Source organism: Kribbella sp. NPDC049174, assembly GCF_043197365.1.
Classification (GTDB): Bacteria; Actinomycetota; Actinomycetes; order Propionibacteriales; family Kribbellaceae; genus Kribbella.
Genome location: NZ_JBICSZ010000001.1, coordinates 1301999 through 1316245, shown reverse-complemented (window position 1 = coordinate 1316245; position 14247 = coordinate 1301999). Strand labels below are relative to the sequence as shown.

Annotated in this window: 14 protein-coding genes and 1 pseudogene; 4 read left to right on the top strand and 11 right to left on the bottom strand. The window is 67.4% G+C overall.

Translation table 11 applies throughout. The annotated features are described in order from the left end of the window. Positions 1–31: 31 nt before the first annotated feature. Together ACGFIF_RS06050 and ACGFIF_RS06045 are read left to right on the top strand one after the other, a co-directional pair. The gene (locus ACGFIF_RS06050) at positions 32–604 is read left to right on the top strand and encodes a hypothetical protein (protein ID WP_393151954.1); all 573 of its coding nucleotides are present in this window, start codon (positions 32–34) and stop codon (positions 602–604) included. A gap of 181 nt (positions 605–785) precedes the next feature. Further along, a complete protein-coding gene (locus ACGFIF_RS06045) occupies positions 786–1550 on the top strand; it encodes an inositol monophosphatase family protein (protein WP_393151952.1) in 765 nt (254 codons plus the stop codon). Positions 1551–1998: 448 nt separating this feature from the next. Here the strand turns inward: ACGFIF_RS06045 and ACGFIF_RS06040 are convergent, their stop codons facing one another. The 5 genes and pseudogenes from ACGFIF_RS06040 to ACGFIF_RS06020 all read right to left on the bottom strand — a co-directional run bounded on the left by ACGFIF_RS06040 (position 1999) and on the right by ACGFIF_RS06020 (position 8782). Further along, a complete protein-coding gene (locus ACGFIF_RS06040) occupies positions 1999–2883 on the bottom strand; it encodes a carbohydrate ABC transporter permease (RefSeq protein ID WP_393151950.1) in 885 nt (294 codons plus the stop codon). Continuing rightward, entirely contained in the window at positions 2883–3842 is a 960-nt protein-coding gene (locus tag ACGFIF_RS06035; protein WP_393151948.1) for a carbohydrate ABC transporter permease, read from the bottom strand. The genes ACGFIF_RS06040 and ACGFIF_RS06035 overlap by 1 nt, the downstream gene beginning before the upstream one ends. Beyond that, positions 3839–5125: an ABC transporter substrate-binding protein gene (locus ACGFIF_RS06030; protein ID WP_393151946.1), complete on the bottom strand. Its 1287-nt coding sequence runs from the start codon at positions 5123–5125 to the stop codon at positions 3839–3841. The genes ACGFIF_RS06035 and ACGFIF_RS06030 overlap by 4 nt, the downstream gene beginning before the upstream one ends. A gap of 305 nt (positions 5126–5430) precedes the next feature. Beyond that, positions 5431–7566 carry a 3-hydroxyacyl-CoA dehydrogenase NAD-binding domain-containing protein gene (locus ACGFIF_RS06025; protein WP_393151944.1) on the bottom strand — a complete coding sequence of 712 codons (2136 nt, stop codon included), beginning with the start codon at positions 7564–7566 and terminating at the stop codon, positions 5431–5433. Beyond that, positions 7563–8782 (bottom strand): annotated as a pseudogene (locus ACGFIF_RS06020) (acetyl-CoA C-acetyltransferase). Before ACGFIF_RS06020 ends, ACGFIF_RS06025 begins: the two are co-directional and overlap by 4 nt. Before the next feature lie 203 nt (positions 8783–8985). On the opposite strand from ACGFIF_RS06020, the gene ACGFIF_RS06015 reads away from it, so the two are divergent. Then, positions 8986–9726, top strand: coding sequence for a MerR family transcriptional regulator (locus tag ACGFIF_RS06015; protein WP_393151942.1), 741 nt, complete (start codon positions 8986–8988; stop codon positions 9724–9726). A gap of 22 nt (positions 9727–9748) precedes the next feature. Here ACGFIF_RS06015 and ACGFIF_RS06010 read toward each other — a convergent pair whose 3' ends face one another. Genes ACGFIF_RS06010 through ACGFIF_RS05995 form a run of 4 tightly spaced genes read right to left on the bottom strand, consistent with a single transcriptional unit; the run spans position 9749 to position 11610 of the window. Continuing rightward, complete coding sequence (locus ACGFIF_RS06010) at positions 9749–10000, bottom strand: acylphosphatase (protein ID WP_393151940.1); 252 nt, start codon at positions 9998–10000, stop codon at positions 9749–9751. 25 nt (positions 10001–10025) lie between these two features. Continuing rightward, positions 10026–10292: a DUF6510 family protein gene (locus tag ACGFIF_RS06005; protein WP_393151938.1), complete on the bottom strand. Its 267-nt coding sequence runs from the start codon at positions 10290–10292 to the stop codon at positions 10026–10028. A gap of 14 nt (positions 10293–10306) precedes the next feature. Then, entirely contained in the window at positions 10307–11041 is a 735-nt protein-coding gene (locus tag ACGFIF_RS06000; protein WP_393151936.1) for a ferredoxin reductase, read from the bottom strand. After that, positions 11011–11610: a molybdopterin-dependent oxidoreductase gene (locus ACGFIF_RS05995; RefSeq protein WP_393151934.1), complete on the bottom strand. Its 600-nt coding sequence runs from the start codon at positions 11608–11610 to the stop codon at positions 11011–11013. The genes ACGFIF_RS06000 and ACGFIF_RS05995 overlap by 31 nt, the downstream gene beginning before the upstream one ends. 198 nt (positions 11611–11808) lie before the next feature. Between ACGFIF_RS05995 and ACGFIF_RS05990 the strand changes: the two genes are divergently transcribed. Beyond that, positions 11809–11943 (top strand): hypothetical protein, encoded by a 135-nt coding sequence (locus ACGFIF_RS05990; protein ID WP_393151932.1) that lies wholly within the window; start codon positions 11809–11811, stop codon positions 11941–11943. 10 nt (positions 11944–11953) lie between these two features. Here ACGFIF_RS05990 and ACGFIF_RS05985 read toward each other — a convergent pair whose 3' ends face one another. Beyond that, on the bottom strand, positions 11954–13096 hold the full coding sequence (locus ACGFIF_RS05985; protein ID WP_393151930.1) for an acyl-CoA dehydrogenase family protein: 1143 nt from the start codon (positions 13094–13096) through the stop codon (positions 11954–11956). 13 nt (positions 13097–13109) lie between these two features. Next, positions 13110–14231 (bottom strand): CaiB/BaiF CoA transferase family protein, encoded by a 1122-nt coding sequence (locus ACGFIF_RS05980; RefSeq protein WP_393151928.1) that lies wholly within the window; start codon positions 14229–14231, stop codon positions 13110–13112. Positions 14232–14247: the final 16 nt, after the last annotated feature.

Genomic DNA, 14247 nt, shown 5'->3' with positions numbered 1-14247 from the left:
TGCTGGCGTGAAGACGTGCGTTGGAGACTGAGTGAGTACGGCCGACTGGACCATGGGGTCGACGACCGCCCGACAGACGGCGGTCGAACCTGGCCGTACGTTGATCGGTGAGGTGGTCAGCAACGGTGCCCTGATGTACGCACCCCGCACGCTGCGTCTGCTGGTCGGGGCGGACGCCACCTGCGTCCGGAGCCCCGACGGCCGGCTGATCTGGCTGGAGACGACCGACTCGAGCGCCTTCACCGCGGCCGATGGTCAGGTCCACAAGTACACGCACACCGACGAGGCAACAGTCCTGGTGCCTCGCGATACAGCAGCTGAGGCAAGGGCGCTGGTCAACCTGCCCGCTGCCCTGGCATGGTCCACGGCCACACTCCAGCCCGGCAGTCAGCCAGCCGACCCCCAGCAGTTCGAGCACCGCCCCGCCGACATCCAGACGGCCGCCGCAGCTGACGGCCGCCAATTGCGCTTAGCCGTCGACCGCGAAACCGGCGTCATCCTCGCGATCACCGGCAAGTCACTGCGTGGCGACTTCGACCTGAAGCTGCGGTCGGTGCACATGGTGAACACCACTCCCGACCACTTCGCAGCTCGCCACCTCTGACGCCTCGCCAGCCCGGCACGCGGCACCCACGAACACCATCAGCACGAACCCGAGCTCTCAGAGCGTCTGCACAGCAGACGGGTCCGGACATATCCGTCGCCTTCGGGCTAGTGCCGCAGCGTTTGCCCTGTCCTTTAACGGCATTCAAGGGCGCGGGGCTGGGCTGATAGCGTCGTCGGTCGTGGGCAGCGCTGATGACTTACAACTCGCGTTCGAGACGTCGGATCGGGCGGCGGATCTCGCGCTCGCGTACTTCGAGTCCGGCGTTTCGGCGACGCTGAAGGCCGACGGCACACCAGTCACGGAAGCCGACCGCGCAGTCGAGCGGCTGTTTCGCGAGACGTTGTCTGCGGCGAGGCCAGAAGATGCGCTCCTCGGCGAGGAACTTGGTCGGCTCGGTGAGTCCGATCGGGTCTGGATCATCGACCCGGTCGACGGCACGTCGTTCTTCAGCCGGCGTGACCCGAACTGGCGAGTTCAGATTGCGCTGGAGGTTGCCGGACGCATCGAACTCGCGGTCGTCACCGCTCCTGCGCTGCGACGCTGCTGGTGGGCGACCCGAGGTGGCGGTTCATTCGAGTCGTCCTGGCCACGCGAGGAGGCCACAGCGCAGCGCCTCGAAGTCAGCACCACTTCGACGGTGGCTGATGCTCGCCTCACTGCTCTGGACGACGCGTCCAGAGCGCGTCTCCCACCGAGCGCGCCCCGCCCACCCGCAAGCCCCCTCCCGCTCGTCGAGCTGGTCCGCGGCGAAATCGACGCCTTCATGGTCGAGCGCTACCACATCTGGGACCACGCGCCATGGATCCTCCTCGTCGAGGAAGCAGGCGGCCGTTTCACCGACCGAACCGGAGGACACGCCGGCGATCAAGGCGGCGGCCTCTACTCCAACGCCACCCTGCACAATCAGTTGCTCACCGCCCTCAACTACCCGGCGCACCCCTGACCATCGGAACCAAACGACCTCCGACGAGGAGCCTGGTGGACTCCCCGCCGGGGGTTCTCTCAACTCCTTGATGGAGTTGGAGTCTCTTGCTTCAGCCGCTCACGCAGCTGGTACGCGCGGATCACATGAGTCCGTCGTCTGGTCGGCGGCGCGGCCGGAGGCCGCCGAGAGAACTGTCGCCGCCGAAGGCGGTGTCCACTCCGGAGGTGGTGTCCGCTCTGCTCGGATGCTGGCCGGCGGGGAGCCTGGTGGACTCCCCGCCGGGGCTTCTTCAACTCGGTGTGCGAGTTGGAGTCTTGTGGTTCTGCCGCTCATGCAGTTGGTTCGCGCCGATCACATCAGTCCGTGGTCGGGTGCCGGCGCGGCCGCAGGCCGCTGAATGGACAGTCGCCGCCGAAGGCGGTGTCCGTTGCCGGAGGCGGTGTCCTTTCGGGCGCTCGCCACCCGTCTAGTCCTTGATGCCGGACTGGGTTACTCCTTGGATCAGGTAGCGCTGGAGGAACAGGAAGATGAGGACCAGCGGCAGGATCGAGACCGCTGCGGCCATGAAGAGTTCGTGGATGTTGATGGTTTGGGCTGTGACGAACGTCGACATCGCGACCTGGACCGTCCACGAGTTCGAGTCCTGCCCGATCACCAGCGGCCAGAGGAAGGAGTTCCAGTTGCCGATGAAGGTGATGGCGGCCAGGGCGGCGAAGAACGGCAGGGAGTTCGGTACGACGATCCGCCAGAACACCCCGAAGTGCCCGGCACCGTCGACCCGGGCAGCCTCCTCCAACTCGCGCGGGAAGTTCAGGAAGTACTGCCGGAACAGGAACGCCGCGAACCCACTGAACAACGTCGGAATGATGAGACCCCGCAGCGAACTGACCCACCCCAGTGAGGACACCACGATGAAGCTCGGGATGAAGGTCACCGCACCCGGGATCATCAGCGTCGCGATGATCGCGTAGAACACCTTGTCCGCGTGCTTGTAAGGAATCCGGGCCAGCCCGTACCCCGCCATCGATGCCAGCAGCAACTGTCCCGCAGTACCGAGGATGCCGACCACCGCCGAGTTGTACAGCGATCGCGCCATCGGCACCTGGGTGTCCCTGAACAGTTCGCCGATGTTCCCCCACTGCAAGTCCTTGGGGAACAGCGTCCAGTCCGGTGCGGTGATGTCGGCCTCGGTCGACAACGCGTTGCGCAGGATCAGGTAGAACGGCAGCAGGAACAGCACCACCGCGATGAACAGCGCGATCCAGCGGAGCACGAGACCGATTCGTCCCGCGCCGCTGCGGCTGAAGCCGATCGGTTGTGGTGTTCCGGTCGTACGTTCGGAGACGGCCATCAGTCACCTGCCTTCCCGAATCCGAAGATTCTGTTCTGCAGCAGCGTGACGAGCATGATGATGACGGCCAGGATCAGTGCGCCGGCCGAGCCGTGGCCGAGGTCCTGGATCGATCCCAGCGAGATGCCGTACAGATACACCAGTGGCGGCCGGGCGAAGCTCGCGTTGCCGATCAGGTTGTAGAACTCGTCGAACGCCTGGTACGCCGCGATCAGGTTGAGGATCAGTACGGCGACCGACGTGGCACGCAACTGTGGCAGCGTGATGTAGCGGAACACCTGCCAGCCGGGTTTGGCACCATCGACGTACGCCGCTTCGTAGAGCGTCGGCGAGATCCGCTGGAGCCCGGCGATGAACAGGATCATGTAGAACCCGAGCTGCAGCCACAGCCGCACGGTGACGATCGGAATCCAGTAGTACGGCGGATCGATCGTGGACAGCCAGGCGACCCCGTCGATGCCGAACCAGCCGAGCACCGTGTTGGCCAGGCCGAACCGGACACCGTTGAAGATCGACAGCCGCCAGATCAGCGACGCGACCACGTAGGAGCAGGCGGTCGGCAGGAAGAACACCGACCGGAAGAACGCCCGCGCGATCTTCACCTGGTTGACCAGCAGCGCCAGCGCCAGCGACAACGCGAACGTCAGCGGCACGATGAACACCGCGAACAGCGTGAACGTGCCGAGGCTGGACAGGAACGCCTGGTCGGTCAGCATGTCGACGTAGTTCTGGAACCCGACGAACTTCGACGGTGTGACCGTGTTGTAGGCCTCGAAGAAGCTGAGGACCAGGCTCCAGATGATCGGCAGGTAGGAGAAGATCAGCAGACCGAGGACGAACGGCCCGACGAAGATCCAGAACCAGCGGGTGTTCCCCGCGATCCCCTTGTTGCGTCGGGTCCCCCGCCGCTCACCAGTGGCGGCGGGGTCAGCTGCCTTCGTAGGGGTGCTCGTGCTCATCCGAACAGCCGCGTCAGTTCAGTGTTGACGGTCTTCTCTGCTTTCGTGATCTCCGCGGCGGGGTCGGCCCCCTTCCGGATGATGTTGGTGAGCATATCGGCGAACGCCGTACCCATCTTCGGAGTCCACGCCGGGTTGTCGGTGTGGCCGTAGTCCTGGGTGAGCTTCACCGTCTCCGCGGCGACACCGCTCTGCAGTTTGGCCGCCTTGGCCGCGAGGCTCTTCCGCGGCGGGATGTGGAAGCCGTAGTTCAGCGACCAGTCCTCCTGGAAGTCCTCCTGGTCGATCCACAGCCACTTGACGAACTTCTTCGCCGCGTCGATGTTCGGGCTCTTCGCCGAGACGAACTGCGTCCAGCCGCCGGAGTACACGGCCGGCTGACCCTGGGCGTCCAGCTTCGGGAACGGGATCACGCCGATGTCGTCGCCGAGCACCTTCTGCATCCCCGGGACCGCCCACATGCCGATCCACTGCATCGCGACCAGGCCCTGGTTGATCGCGCCCGGGTCCCACCAGTCCGTCGGCGCACCGAGCAGCACGCTCTTGTCGGCGTACAGCTGGTGCAGCTTGGAGAACGCCTGGGCCGCGCGGTCGCCGGTGAAGCCCGGCTTGTTGTCCTCGGTCAGGTAGGAGCCGCCGGACGACCACAGTGACGGTCCGCCCATGGCGAGGCCGCCGTCGTTGCCGACGAAGATGCCCTTCGCCTTGTTCGTGGTGAGTTCCTTGGCCGCGGCGATCAGGTCGTCGATCGTCTCCGGCGGCTTGATGCCGGCCTTGTCCAGCAGGCTCTTCTTGTAGTAGATCACCTGCGGGTCGACGATCATCCGGATGCCGTAGATCTTGCCGTCGACGGTGTTGGTGGCCAGGTCACCCGGCTGGAAGTCGTCCTTCACGTCGGCGATGATGTCGTCGAGGGGCACCACCTGGTTGCCCTTGACCATGCCGATGTTCAGCTGGCTCTCGAAGACGTCCGGTCCCTTGTTGGACAGCAGACCGGCCGACAGTTTGCTGCCGTAGTCACCAGGGGTCCACTGCACGGCGACATTGGAGTCCGTGTACGCCTTGGCGTACTTCAGGGCGGCTTCCTTCGTGCCGGCCTCGCCGTACTGGTGGTACCACTGCGCGAGGTTGACCTTGGCTCCGCCGCCGTCTCCCCCGCCTCCGGACGGTCTGCCGGTATTGCCACCGCACGCGGCGGTGAACGCGGCCAGCGCGGCCAGGCCGCCGGTCCGCTTCAGCAGGTCCCGCCGGGACAAGCCGGCGTTCGGAACATGAGCAGGCATAACTTCCACCTTCCCGAGAGCAGCGCCGCAGGGGTACGACGCCGACGGTTCCGAGTTACTTAACAGCGTTAAGCATCTCCGATTTCGCACACGCTACAACTCGATCGAACATCGCAACAGCCTTCGGCACATGACGTTTCGGGCACGGAGTCGTTGCCCTCGACGATCCCAGTGCCGCGGGCGGTCAGGTGAATCGTTGGAGAAGTGGTAGCACGATCGCTCAAAAGCGCGCCCGGCGCAAGACCGGGCGCGCTGTTCTTTGTTCGAAAGTGTGGAGTGTTGCTCGGCCCGGTTTCGCTGCGTGGTCAGCCGAAGGTCTCGCCGGCCTCGGCCTTGCGGACCAGCAGCGCGGGCGGCTCGAAGCGGGGTCCGTACGACGCCGCCAGCTCGCGCGACCGGGTGACGAAGGCCGGCAGACCGAACGCGTTGATGTACTGCAGCGCGCCACCGTGCAGCGGCGGGAACCCGATGCCGAAGATCGATCCGATATTCGCGTCGGCGACGGAGCGTAGTACTCCCTCGTCCAGGCACTTGACCGTCTCCAGCGCCATCGCGAACGTCATCCGCTCCTGCACATCGAGCAGCGGTACGGCGCCCTGTCGCGGGAAGTGCTCCCACAAGCCGCGCCAAAGACGCTTCGGCCCATCCGCGGGGTAGTCGTAGAAGCCGGCACCGGCCGCCTTCCCCCGGCGGTCGAACTCGTTGACCAGCCGGTCGGTCACGGCCATCCCCGGGTGGTCGTCGAAGGCGCCCGCGTTGTCGCCGGCGGCGAGCGCCGCGTCGCGGATCTTCTGCGGCAGCGTCAGCGTGACCTCGTCGAGCATCGCCAATGGCGGTGCCGGGAAGCCCATCTGGGTCGCGGCCCGCTCGATCGTCACCGGGTCGACGCCCTCGGCAACCATCGCGGCTCCCTCCATCACCAGGGTGCCGAACACCCGGGAGGTGAAGAAGCCACGGCTGTCGTTGACCACGATCGGCGTCTTCTTGATCTGCCGGACCACGTCGTACGCCTGGGCGATGGCCCGGTCCGAGGTCTTCTCCCCCACGATCAGCTCGACCAGCGGCATCCGGTCGACCGGTGAGAAGAAGTGCATGCCGATGAAGTCGTCCGGCCGGTCGATACCGTCGGCGAGGCTGGTAATCGGCAGGGTCGAGGTGTTCGAGCAGAGCAGCGCGTCCGGCTCGACCACGCCGGCGATCTCGGCGAAGACCTTCTGCTTGAGCTCCTCGCTCTCGAACACCGCCTCGATCACCAGATCGCAGCCGGCCAGGTCGTTCGGGTCCGCGGTCGGCGTGATCCGGCTGAGGAACTCCTCCACCTGAGCAGCGGTCGTCCGGCCCTTCTGCACCTGCTTGGCCAGCAGCTTCTCGGAGTACGCCTTCCCGCGAGCGGCCGCCTCGAGCGAGACGTCCTTCAGCACGACCTCGATGCCCACCTTCGCGCACACGTAGGCGATCCCGGCGCCCATCATGCCCGCGCCGAGGACGCCGACCTTACGGGCGGAGTACTTCGGTACGCCGCTCGGCCGCGAAGCGCCGGCGTTGATCGCCTGCAGGTCGAAGAAGAACGCCTGGATCATGTTCTTGGCGATCTGCCCGGTCGCCAGTGACACGAAGTACCGCGACTCGATCCGCGATGCCGTGTCGAAGTCGACCTGACTGCCTTCGACCGCGGCACTCATGATCGCCCGCGGCGCGGGGTACGGCGCACCCTTCAACTGCTTGCGCAGGTTCGCCGGGAAGGCCGGCAGGAACGCGGCCAGCTTCGGGGACGACGGCGTACCGCCGGGGATCTTGTAACCGTCGCGGTCCCACGGCTGCTTGGCGTCACCGTCGTACGACGCGATCCACCGGTAGGCCGCATCGAGCAAGTCGTCAGCCGGGACCACCTCGTCGACGATGCCGACGGACTGGGCGTGCGCAGGCTTCATCCGCTGGCCCTGGAGGAGCACCTTCATCAGGGCGTCCTGCAGGCCGAGCATCCGGACCGTGCGGGTGACACCACCGCCGCCCGGAAGCAGGCCGAGAGTCACCTCGGGCACACCGATCTCGATCCGGTTGTCATCGGCAACGATGCGGTGGTGAGAGGCCAGCGCGATCTCGAGCCCACCACCGAGGGCGGCACCGTTGATCGCGGCAACGACCGGCACACCCAGCGTTTCCAGGGCGCGGAGCTGTCGCTTGACCTCTTCGATCGTCGCGAAGACCTCGCCGACCTGCGCGGGCTGGATCTGGGACAGCATCTGCAGGTTGCCGCCGGCGAAGAACGTCGACTTGGCGCTGGTGATGACGACGCCCTTGAGCTCGGATTTCTCCGCCTGCAAACGTTCGATGGTCTGCCCCATCGCGGCGACGTACGCCTCGTTCATGGTGTTGGCGGACGCAGACGGATCGTCCATCGTCAGCGTGACGACACCCTCGACGTTGTTCCAGGAGATCATGCCGCAAGCCTCTCGATGATCGTCGCGACGCCCATCCCGCCGCCGACGCACAGGGTGGCCAGTCCGTACCGGAGCTCACGCCGCTCCAGTTCGTCCAGCAGGGTTCCGATCAGCATCGCGCCGGTGGCGCCGAGGGGGTGGCCGAGCGCGATCGCGCCGCCGTTCACGTTGACCTTCTCGTGCGGTACGCCGAGATCGGACATGAAATGCAGGACCGCGGCGGCGAACGCCTCGTTCATCTCGAACAGATCGATGTCGCCGACCTCGAGACCGGCCTTGGCCAGCGCCTTGCGGGCGGCCGGCGCCGGACCGGTGAGCATGATGGTCGGTCGGCGCCGCTGACACCGGTCGCGACCACCCGGCCGCGGGGCGCCTGGCCGAGCGCCTCGCCGGCCTTCTCATTGCCGATGGCAACCAGGGCGGCGCCGTCGACGATGCCGGACGAGTTGCCGGCGTGGTGGACGTGCTCGATCCGCTCGACCGTCAAGTACTTCTCCAGCGCGACCGCGTCGAACCCGCCGTGCTCCCCGATCGCCGCGAACGACGGTGGCAGGCCGGCCAGCGTCTCGACCGTCGTACCGGGCCGGACCAACTGGTCGTGATCCAGGATCTGGAGGCCGTTGCGGTCGTTCACCGGGACCACCGAGCGGGCGAAGTAGCCGTTGGCCCAGGCCTTGGCGGCCCGCGCGTGCGACTCGGCGGCGTACGTGTCGACGTCGGTCCGGGAGAAGCCGTCGAGGGTCGCGATCAGGTCCGCGCTGATGCCCTGCGGGATGAAGTTCGTCTCGAGCGCCGTCTCGGGATCCATCGCCCAGGCGCCGCCGTCGGAGGCCATCGGCACCCGCGACATCGACTCGACACCACCGGCCAGGATGAAGTCCTCCCAGCCGGAGCGGACCCGCTGGGCGGCCTGGTTGACCGCTTCCAGACCGGACGCGCAGAAGCGGTTGAGCTGCACGCCGCCCGTCGTCTCCGGGTAGCCGGCCGCGAGGACCGCCGTACGGGCGATATCCATGCCCTGGTCGCCGATCGGCGTGACGACGCCCAGGACCACGTCGTCGATCGTCGCCGGATCGAGGTCGGGGTGCCGGTTGCGCAGCTCGTGCAGCAGGCCGGTGATCAGCTGGATCGGCTTGACCTCGTACAGCGCACCGGTCGGTTTGCCCTTACCGCGCGGGGTGCGGATCGCGTCGTACAGGAAGGCTTCACTGGTCACGGGGCCTCCCGGCCTGGACTGAGGAGTGGAGGGAGCGAAGCGACCGGAACGACGAGGGAAGGCCGGGAGCACAAGCCCCGTGGCCCGCCGCGCCGGAGGCGTGGCATCAATACAGTCATGATGATCCCGTCGGTCGAGTCGTCTCCCCGATTGTGACAGTTCTGGTGTCACGGTGGTCAAGTGGGGTCGTTATGATCTCCGCCATGTCTGAAGTCGCGGGGGATGAAGCGACCCTCACTGTCGACGAGTTGTCGACGAGGGTCGGGATGACGGTACGGACGTTGCGTTTCTACGCCGGGCGCGGGTTGATACCGCCGCCGATCCGGCGTGGGCGGGTCGGGTACTACGGGCCGGAGCACATCGCGCGGCTGGACCTGGTGCGGGAGTTGCAGGCGCACGGGTTCACGCTGTCGGCGATCGAGGGCTACCTGGACCGGATCCCGGCCGACGCGACACCGCAGGACATCGCGCTGCACCGGACGCTACTCACTCCCTGGATGCGGGACCTGCCGGAGACGCTGGATCGGTCGGCGCTGGTACGTCGTACCGCCCGCGAGCTGAGCGATGACGACATCGAGATGCTGGTCGCCCTCGGCGTGGTCGAGCCGACCCCGGACGAGGACGTCTTCCAGGTCGCGACCGCCCACCTGAGCCTCGGCGTCGAGCTCCTCGACCTGGACCTCCCGGTCGAGGCAGTGCAGGCCGCCGGCCGCATCTTCACCGAACACGGCCGCGCCATCGCCGAGGAACTCACCGAGGTCTTCCGCACCAAGGTCTGGCCGCACTACCGCGACTCGGGCGGGCCGCCGGAGCACATCCAGCACCTGGTCGAACGGTTCAAGCCCGTGACGATTCAGGGACTGGTGCTCGCCTACGAACGAGCCGTCGGCGAGACGCAACGCGACACCATCCGCCGTACCGGCACCAAACCGTCCCGCCGCTAGGCGCGACCATGCGATGTCCTGGCTAGAGGGTGATCACGAAGCCTGTGTGCCCGGTCGGCTGCTCCTCGATGACGTCGACCCGCTCGACCCGGGCGTACGCCGGTCCGCGCCGGACCCAGTCCAGCATGCGCTGGACATCGTCCTCAGACCCCTCGAAGAGCGCCTCCACGGTGCCGTCCGGCCGGTTCCGCACCCACCCGCGGACTCCGGCCTTCTGCGCCTCCCGGCGACAGCTGTCCCGGAAGAACACGCCCTGGACGAGTCCGTGCGCCACAACGCGACGGCAGATCACTTGCCGGCTACTCGTTCGGCACCTTGAGGTAGGTGAGGCCGCGGAGATCCACGTAGGTGTCCGTCGGGGTGGTCACGACGCGCAGCAGTACGCCGTCGCAGCCGGAACACCGGGCGACCAGGCCGGGTGCGTCGACGTACAGCCGGGTGTCGGCGAACACGCCGGTGTGGCCGCAGCCGGCGCAGCGAGCGATCGCAGCCGTGATGTCCACGGCGAACAGATTGCTCAGCGCACCTGCGGCCGCGTTGCCGTCGAGGTAACGGGTCTCGGTCATCGCGGGCCTCCTGTCTATCCGAAACGTTCAGTTCGCACGCGAGCCGGGTCGTGCCCGGCCGCGACCAGCAGGTCCGCCACCGTCTCCACGAACGGCGTCGGTCCGCACACGTACGTCGTCGGCGACTCGGCCGGCGTGAACGCGTACTGCTCGATGACGTCCGCGTCGATCCGCCCGACGCGAGGCTCCCCCGCCGGCGCCTCCCGCGTATACACGAGATGTACGTCGACGTGGTCCGCCGCGGCCAGCTCCTTCAGGTCGCCCACGTAGATCACCGAGGCAGGACGTCGTACCGAGTAGAGCAGCCGCACGGGCGCCGTACTGTCGGCCGCGGCGTGAGTGCGCAGCATCGACATCAGCGGGGCGATCCCGGATCCGCCGCCGATCAGCTGCACCGGCCCCTCCTGCTCGGGCTTCCACACGAACCAGCCGCCGACCGGCCCACGGACCTCGAACTGGTCGCCGACCTTCACCACATCGACCAGGTACGTCGAGACTTCGCCGTCCGGCACCTGTTCGACGGTGAGGTCGATGGTGTCACCGGCCCAGGCGGACGCGATCGAGTACGACCGGGAGGCCCGATAGCCGTCCGGTGCGGTCAGCCGTACGTCGAGGTGCTGACCGGCCTGGTGCCCAGGCCAGTCCGGTACGTCCAGAACCAGCGTCCTGGCGGTCGCCGTCTCCCGCCGTACGTCGGAAACCGTGGCAACCTGCCAGCTCAGTCGCCGGCGTATCGCTGTTCTTTCCATGGATCTCCGTACTCGTGGTAGCCGGCGGTCTCCCAGAACCCGAGGTCCTCGGTGTCGGACAGGACCAGCCCGCGGACCCACTTGGCGCTCTTCCAGAAGTACAGGTGCGGCACGAGCAGGCGGGCCGGGCCACCGTGTTCGGGGTCGAGCGGATCGTGGTCGTACTCGTAGGCGATCCAGGCCTGGCCGTCGAGCAGGTCGTCCATCGGCAGATTCGTCGTGTAGCCGCCGTAACTGTGTGCGAGCGCGAAGTCGGCCGCGGTCTCGACATCGGCAAGCAGGGTGTCGAGTGACACGCCCTTCCAGGCAGTCTCGAACTTCGACCATCTGGTCACGCAGTGGATGTCCTTGGTGATCTCCTCGGCCGGCATCGCGAGCAGACCGGCCCAGTCCCATCGGTAGGCCTCGCCCGTCTCCGTGGTGACGGTGAACTCCCAGTGCTCGGTCCGGATGTGCGGCGTCGGACCGGCGGACAGCACCGGGAAGTCCTGGGTGACGTACTGCCCCGGCGGAAGGTCCGCGCCACCACCCCGTCGACGACCGCTGAACCCCTCCGACACGATCCCCATGGCGACCTCCCTCTTCGCACCTGACAGAAGTCAACCACGGCATCGCCGGAAGTCCACCTCCCGCGGATCATTTCGTCGCGCCGGAGGCGCGCGATCGACGAGCGCCACGCGTGGCCGCGGTCTAGACTTCAAGCTTGTTGTGCTAGCCCAGACCTCGGCCGCCGCGCGTGACGCGACGTGTCCGGGAGAGAAGCACTGATGAGCGAATGGTTCGCCCTACGCCCTGCTGCCGGCACCGAGGCGCCGGTACGCAAGGAGGCCGACAAGCCACGGCCGCCGGTGGACTCCGACGCGGACGTACCGCCTCCCGAGGAAGCGCCGACGGACGAGTAACCGGTGAGTGCTACACCCCCATCGTCCGGCCGATGATTTCCTTCATGATCTCGGTGGTGCCGCCGTAGATGGTCTGGATCCGGGTGTCGAGGTAGGCCTTGGCGATCGGGTACTCGGTCATGAAGCCGTAGCCGCCGTACAGCTGTAGGCAGCGGTCCACGACCCTCTTCTGCAGTTCGGTGGTCCACCACTTCGCCATCGCCGCCTCGGCCACCGTCAGACTGCCGGCGTTCAGCTCCTGGATGCAGCGGTCGACGAAGACGCGGGCGATCTGGGTCTCGGTGGCGATCTCGGCCAGCACGAACCGGCTGTTCTGGAACGAGCCGATCGGGCGGCCGAACGCCTTGCGGTCCTTCACGTACTCCAGCGTCCGGGCCAGCAGGTTCTCACAGGCCGCGGCCGCGACGACCGCGATGGCGAGGCGCTCCTGGGGCAGCTTCTCCATCAGGTAGACGAAGCCCTTGCCCTCCTCGCCGAGCAGATTCCCGACCGGGACGGCCACGTTGTCGAAGAACAGTTCGGCGGTGTCCTGCGCCTTGAGGCCGATCTTGTCCAGGTTGCGGCCCCGCTCGAACCCCGGCATCCCGCGCTCGACCACCAGCAACGAGATGCCCTGCGCACCCGCCGCCGGGTCGGTCTTCGCGACGACGATGACAAGGTCGGCCAGGATGCCGTTCGAGATGAACGTCTTCTGGCCGTTCAGCACGTAGTGATCGCCCTCGCGGCGCGCCGTGGTCTGGATGCCCTGCAGGTCGCTGCCGGCACCGGGCTCGGTCATCGCGATCGCGGTGATGGTCTCACCGGAGCAGAACCCGGGCAGCCAGCGCGCCTTCTGCTCGTCGGTGGCGTAGTCCAGCAGGTACGCCGAGTTGATGTCGGTGTGGATCGCGAAGCCGACACCACTCGCGCGGGCCCGGGTCAGCTCCTCGATGACCACGGCGTTGAACCGGAAGTCACGGGCACCGCCACCGCCGTACTCGTCCGGAATCATGAAGCCGAGCAGCCCTGCTTGCCCGGCCGCGGTCCAGACCTCGCGCGGGACGATGCCGGCCTCCTCCCAGGCGTCGTGGTGCGGCACGATCTCCTTGTCGCAGAACGCTCGCGCGGTCTCCCGGAAGGCATCGTGATCGGCGTCGAAGAGCTGACGTTCCACGGGCGGTTTCCTCTCAGAGCTGGACGGCGGCGCCGGTCTCCAGCAGGTCGTCGATATCGGTGATACCCCACTCGGCGAGAGCCTCGCGGGTGTGCTGTCCGGCCCGTACGGGCGGTCGGTCGAGGCTGGTCGGCGTCCGCGAGAAGCGCGGTGCGGGGGCGGCCTGGCGGACCCCGTCCTTCTCCACAAAGGTGCCTCGGGCAACGAGGTGCGGGTGGTCGGCGGCGAGCGAGAGAACCGGCGCGACGCAGGCGTCCGAGCCGTCGAACTCTTCCGTCCACTCGGCCTGGGTGCGCTGCAGGAAGGTCTCGGTCAGCACCTTCCGCAGCTCGGGCCAGTTGGCCGGGTCGTTGCGGTCCGGGGCGTTGATACCGAGCTTGGTGATGAGCTCGTCGTAGAACGGCTGCTCCAGCGCTCCGACGGCGACGTGCTTGCCGTCCGACGTCTCGTACACGTCGTAGAACGGCGCACCGGTGTCGAGCAGATTCGTGCCACGCTCCTGCTTCCAACTGCCGGCGGCGAGGGCGCCGAGCATCATCGTGGTCAGGTGTGCGGAGCCGTCGACAATCGCCGCGTCGACAATCTGACCACGACCGCTCCGCTGTGCCTCGTGCAGCGCGGCCAGTACGCCGATGACGAGGTACAGCGAGCCGCCGGCGAAGTCCCCGAGCACGTTGGCCGGCACCTGCGGCGGGCCACCCGCGCGCCCGATCAGATGAAGGGCACCGGACAGTGCGATGTAGTCGATGTCGTGGCCTGCCGCCTGAGCCAGCGGTCCGTCCTGGCCCCACCCGGTCATGCGCCCGTAGACCAGCTTCGGATTGATCGCCTGGAGGTCGTCAGGCCCGAGCCCGAGCCGCTCGGCGACACCGGGCCGGAACCCTTCGACCAGTACGTCGGCCTGCGCGACCAAACGTCGTACGACGCCGGCCGCGGCCGGATTCTTCAGGTCCAGGGCCACGCTGCGGCGACCGCGGTTGACCAGATCCAGCTCGGGCGGACCGAAGGACAGGCCGCCGCCGGGCCGGTCGATCCGCAGGACCTCGGCGCCGAGCTCGGCCAGCATCATGCAGGCGAACGGCCCGGGACCGATGCCGGCCAGCTCGACGACCTTGACCCCCTGAAGTGGACCCATAGGCGCTATTGTGACA

What these genes read in the sequence shown, in the direction of transcription:
- ACGFIF_RS06015 (WP_393151942.1), top strand. Translation starts at nt 8,986, where the DNA reads ATGTCTGAAGTCGCGGGGGATGAAGCGACCCTCACTGTCGACGAGTTG.
- ACGFIF_RS06030 (WP_393151946.1), bottom strand. Translation starts at nt 5,125, where the DNA reads ATGCCTGCTCATGTTCCGAACGCCGGCTTGTCCCGGCGGGACCTGCTG.
- ACGFIF_RS06035 (WP_393151948.1), bottom strand. Translation starts at nt 3,842, where the DNA reads ATGAGCACGAGCACCCCTACGAAGGCAGCTGACCCCGCCGCCACTGGT.
- ACGFIF_RS06040 (WP_393151950.1), bottom strand. Translation starts at nt 2,883, where the DNA reads ATGGCCGTCTCCGAACGTACGACCGGAACACCACAACCGATCGGCTTC.
- ACGFIF_RS06000 (WP_393151936.1), bottom strand. Translation starts at nt 11,041, where the DNA reads ATGGAAAGAACAGCGATACGCCGGCGACTGAGCTGGCAGGTTGCCACG.
- ACGFIF_RS05990 (WP_393151932.1), top strand. Translation starts at nt 11,809, where the DNA reads ATGAGCGAATGGTTCGCCCTACGCCCTGCTGCCGGCACCGAGGCGCCG.
- ACGFIF_RS05980 (WP_393151928.1), bottom strand. Translation starts at nt 14,231, where the DNA reads ATGGGTCCACTTCAGGGGGTCAAGGTCGTCGAGCTGGCCGGCATCGGT.
- ACGFIF_RS06025 (WP_393151944.1), bottom strand. Translation starts at nt 7,566, where the DNA reads ATGATCTCCTGGAACAACGTCGAGGGTGTCGTCACGCTGACGATGGAC.
- ACGFIF_RS06005 (WP_393151938.1), bottom strand. Translation starts at nt 10,292, where the DNA reads ATGACCGAGACCCGTTACCTCGACGGCAACGCGGCCGCAGGTGCGCTG.
- ACGFIF_RS05995 (WP_393151934.1), bottom strand. Translation starts at nt 11,610, where the DNA reads ATGGGGATCGTGTCGGAGGGGTTCAGCGGTCGTCGACGGGGTGGTGGC.